The 3,317-nt window shown below is 63.2% G+C and carries 4 protein-coding genes; all 4 read right to left on the bottom strand.

The window, feature by feature from the left end; genetic code table 11:
- A partial coding sequence (locus tag ACXWUF_RS20935; protein WP_458496495.1) for a hypothetical protein occupies positions 1 to 221 on the bottom strand: 221 nt, incomplete at its 3' end.
- 30 nt (positions 222 to 251) lie between these two features.
- Positions 252 to 578: an STAS domain-containing protein gene (locus ACXWUF_RS20930; protein WP_458496494.1), complete on the bottom strand. Its 327-nt coding sequence runs from the start codon at positions 576 to 578 to the stop codon at positions 252 to 254.
- Positions 579 to 595: 17 nt separating this feature from the next.
- The gene (locus ACXWUF_RS20925) at positions 596 to 2,323 is read right to left on the bottom strand and encodes a solute carrier family 23 protein (protein ID WP_458496493.1); all 1,728 of its coding nucleotides are present in this window, start codon (positions 2,321 to 2,323) and stop codon (positions 596 to 598) included.
- Positions 2,324 to 2,332: 9 nt separating this feature from the next.
- Positions 2,333 to 3,034, bottom strand: coding sequence for a carbonic anhydrase (locus tag ACXWUF_RS20920; protein WP_458496492.1), 702 nt, complete (start codon positions 3,032 to 3,034; stop codon positions 2,333 to 2,335).
- Positions 3,035 to 3,317: the final 283 nt, after the last annotated feature.

Raw genomic sequence — 3,317 nt, 5'->3', positions numbered from 1 at the left:
CGAATCATCCGCTCAGGGATCACGGTGACGGTGGCGACGGATTTATCCACCTGCTCGACGGTTTTCGAGGCCGTGACCACGACGCTTTCCGCCCGGAGAAAGCGCAACTCCTCTTCCAAATCGTCACCGTCGCCTTTCTTTTCATCCGCGAATACCGGGGCGTGCGGATCGAGAACACCCAGCGCCAACCATAGCGGCCCTATTATTTTTTTTATGCGCATCGCTTTAATTCCAAGGGATTGAACGACGGGTCACAAGGCTTCCGCGACCGTCGGCAGAATGGTGAACAGCTTGCTGAACCCGCTGATTTCGAACACGTCCCGCAAGGTGGCATTCATGGCGCACAGCCGCATCGCGCCCTGCGCCGCCCCCAAGCGCTTGGCGATCAACAGGAACACCCGCAGCCCCGCGCTGCTGATGTAATCGACCTTGGTGAAATCGAAGATCAGTTGCCGCTGGCCCTGGTCGATCCAGGCCAGGCAATGCCGCTCCAAATCCTTGGCGCTGGTGACGTCGATGCGTCCAATCAACCCGATAATCAGACCCTCGCCCTGGGGGGTCGAAGAAATGCTCAACATGATGCGCTTAGCTCCTCTCAATCGTTGAAAATCAATCGTAATTCGGCCCGTCCGGCGTGGGCGCGGGTGCGGACCTGATCCGCCAGCCGGTGCAACAAATAGCCCGCCATCAACAGCACCGCGTCCTCGTTTTCCAGCATCTCCTCGTGGGTGGGCGGGTGCAGGCTGAGGGAAAGCGCCTCGCCGGGGTAATACAGTATCACCGTAAAGCTGTACTCGTTAAAAACCGTTTCCATTTCAATGGCCCCGGACAAACTTTCCGCCGGGTCCACGAGACCATGCTCGGTGAGGATTTCGAACGCCTGCCAAGTGGCGTATTCGGCCCGGCGCACCACCTCGGCCCGCGCTCCCCAGCGGCGGCCCTGTTGCTCCAGAAAAGCCACCACGTCGTCCAGGGAGCTGCTGCGGGCGTCGAAGGACCGCCGGTCGCGGGTGTGGTCGCGGACCCGGAACAGCGCCGACAGCAGCACCGCCGCCAACACCCCCAGCCCCACGCCGGAGAACATCAACACCTTCAACGCCTCGGGGGCCGCGTCCTGGAATTCCGCCCGCAGGGGTTCGTAGCTGACCCCCAGAATCAGCGCGATGCCCACGGTGAGGACTTTGCGGTTGTCCAGCAGGCGCGAGGCGATGACCTGCAAGCCCGCCAAGGTGGTGAACGCCGCCAGGAAAATCAGCGCCGCGCCCATCACCGGCTCGGGCAGGATGTCCCAAAACACGATGGCCTTGGGCATGAAGGCCAACAGCGCCATCAAGCCGCCCAGCCAGTAGGCCACCCGCCGACTGGTACAGCCCGTCGCCGCCGCGAGGCCCACCGCGCCGCCGCTGGAGGTGAGGGGCAGGCCGTTCAGCAGGGAATTGAGCAGGTTGGTCAGCCCCTCCGCCAGGACGCCGCGCCGCACCGACTGGAGATCGGGGCGCTTCCAGTCGGCGTCGTTGAAGCGCTGCGCCGCGACCAAAGCGCCAAAGCCGTGCAAGGCCAGGAACAGGCCCGTGACGATGCCGGGCAGGATGGCGTTGGGATCGAGCGCCCAGCCGATATGCATCGGCTCGGGCAGGTAGAACCAGGGCGCATGACTGAGGATGTCCCAGTCTTCCGCCGGGATGGCGTCCAACAGGCAGGCGCCGCCGAAGCCACAGGACAACCCCAGGAACGCCGAGAACAGCCGGGGATAGCCCGTGGTCCACACGTTGCAACCGATCATCGGCGCCAAAGTCAGCAGGAACAGCAGGGCCTCCTCTGAACCGTGGGCGTGGCCGCTGGGACCGGCCCCCAGCATCAGCTTGACGCCGTTGAAGCCCAGCCCCAGCCCGATGAGCATCACCGCGAGACCGGCCACCTGCACCGTGAAGATGGTCCGCAGCCGCTGGAACAAATGGGCGAACACCATCTGCGACAGGCCCAACACCCCGACCATGCCGAACATGGCGCCGAGGCCACCCGCCGTCTTGGCCAGGGTCAGCGCGGCGAAGGTGGACGAGGTGGCCTGCACCGGGCACAGCAAGCCGGAACCCACGCCGCCCATCCGGGTGGCCTGCAACACCACGCCCAGGCTGGACGCCAGCAGGGTGGACGAAATCAGTTGCAGGGATTGCGCGTGGTCCAGCCCCAGGCTGCGGGCGAACAGCGGCGACACCACCAGATAAGTGCCCAGGAAGGACATTTGCTGCAAGGCGAGGATGAAGGCAATCCGGGGCGGCGGGCTGTCGTCGGTCCCGTAGACGATGTGGTCGGGCTTGCGCATCGCCGGGGGCTAGTCGAGGACCGGCAGGAAGCTGGCGTTATCGGGCGTAACGGTCCACAAATCGCCGGTTTCGATGTCGAACCACCAGCCGTGCAGGGACAGCGCCCCGGTTTTCACGCGCTCGGCGATCCAAGGATAAGTGGCGAGATTGTCGATGGAGCCTTGGATGGCCGCCCGCTCGACGAGGTGCTGATGGGCGCGGAGTTGGTCCATGTCCATTTCCGCCAAAGCGCCGCCGTCCTCGCTGTCGGTGGGCGTGAGCCGCTCCAGGACGTAATGGCAGCAGGCGTCCATGGCGATGGAGACCCAACTGCCAATGAAATCGCGTTGCGGTTTCTGGCCCGCCACGGTGTTCAGCAAAGCTCTGATGCCGCCGCACTGGGCGTGGCCCAGAATCACGATGTGCTTCACGCCCAGGTCGCGCACGGCGTACTCGATGGCGGCGCGGGCACCATCGTACCTGCCGTCCAGCCGGTAGGGCGGGACCAGATTGGCCACATTCCGCACCACGAACAAATCGCCGGGGGCCGCGTCGGTCAGCAAGGCCGGGTCCACCCGCGAATCGCTGCACGCAATCAGCAGCACCTCGGGGCGCTGGCCCTGTTCCACCAGGGCTTGCATCCGTTCCGGTTCGCGGTCGTAAAAGCGTTCTTGGAAGCTTTTGATGCCTTGGGCCAAGCGGGCCAGGGTCGGATTGTCGAACTCTTGCATGGTGATGAATTATTATTGGAATGGATTGAATGGCTCGTGATACTTATTATCAGGGCTTGCGCAAAATGGCGGCTGCCGCTGCGTAAGTCCTGATTATAGAGGCCGCCGGAGAAACCTTTGTCGGCACCGGCGAACCCACTTGGGTTTGAAAGCTTTATGCCGTAAATTCGCCAGCTTCGCAAACCAGATGCAATACTTTTTGCATATCCTATTCCCGGCCCGGTTTTTAACGACGGTTTGACGATCCTTAATCTTAATCGGAAGCACCATGCACCCAGCATCG

The sequence above is a fragment of the Methylomagnum sp. genome (assembly GCF_054333355.1).
Note: the sequence above shows the minus strand (reverse complement) of the source record. Positions and strands in the feature narration are given on the sequence as shown.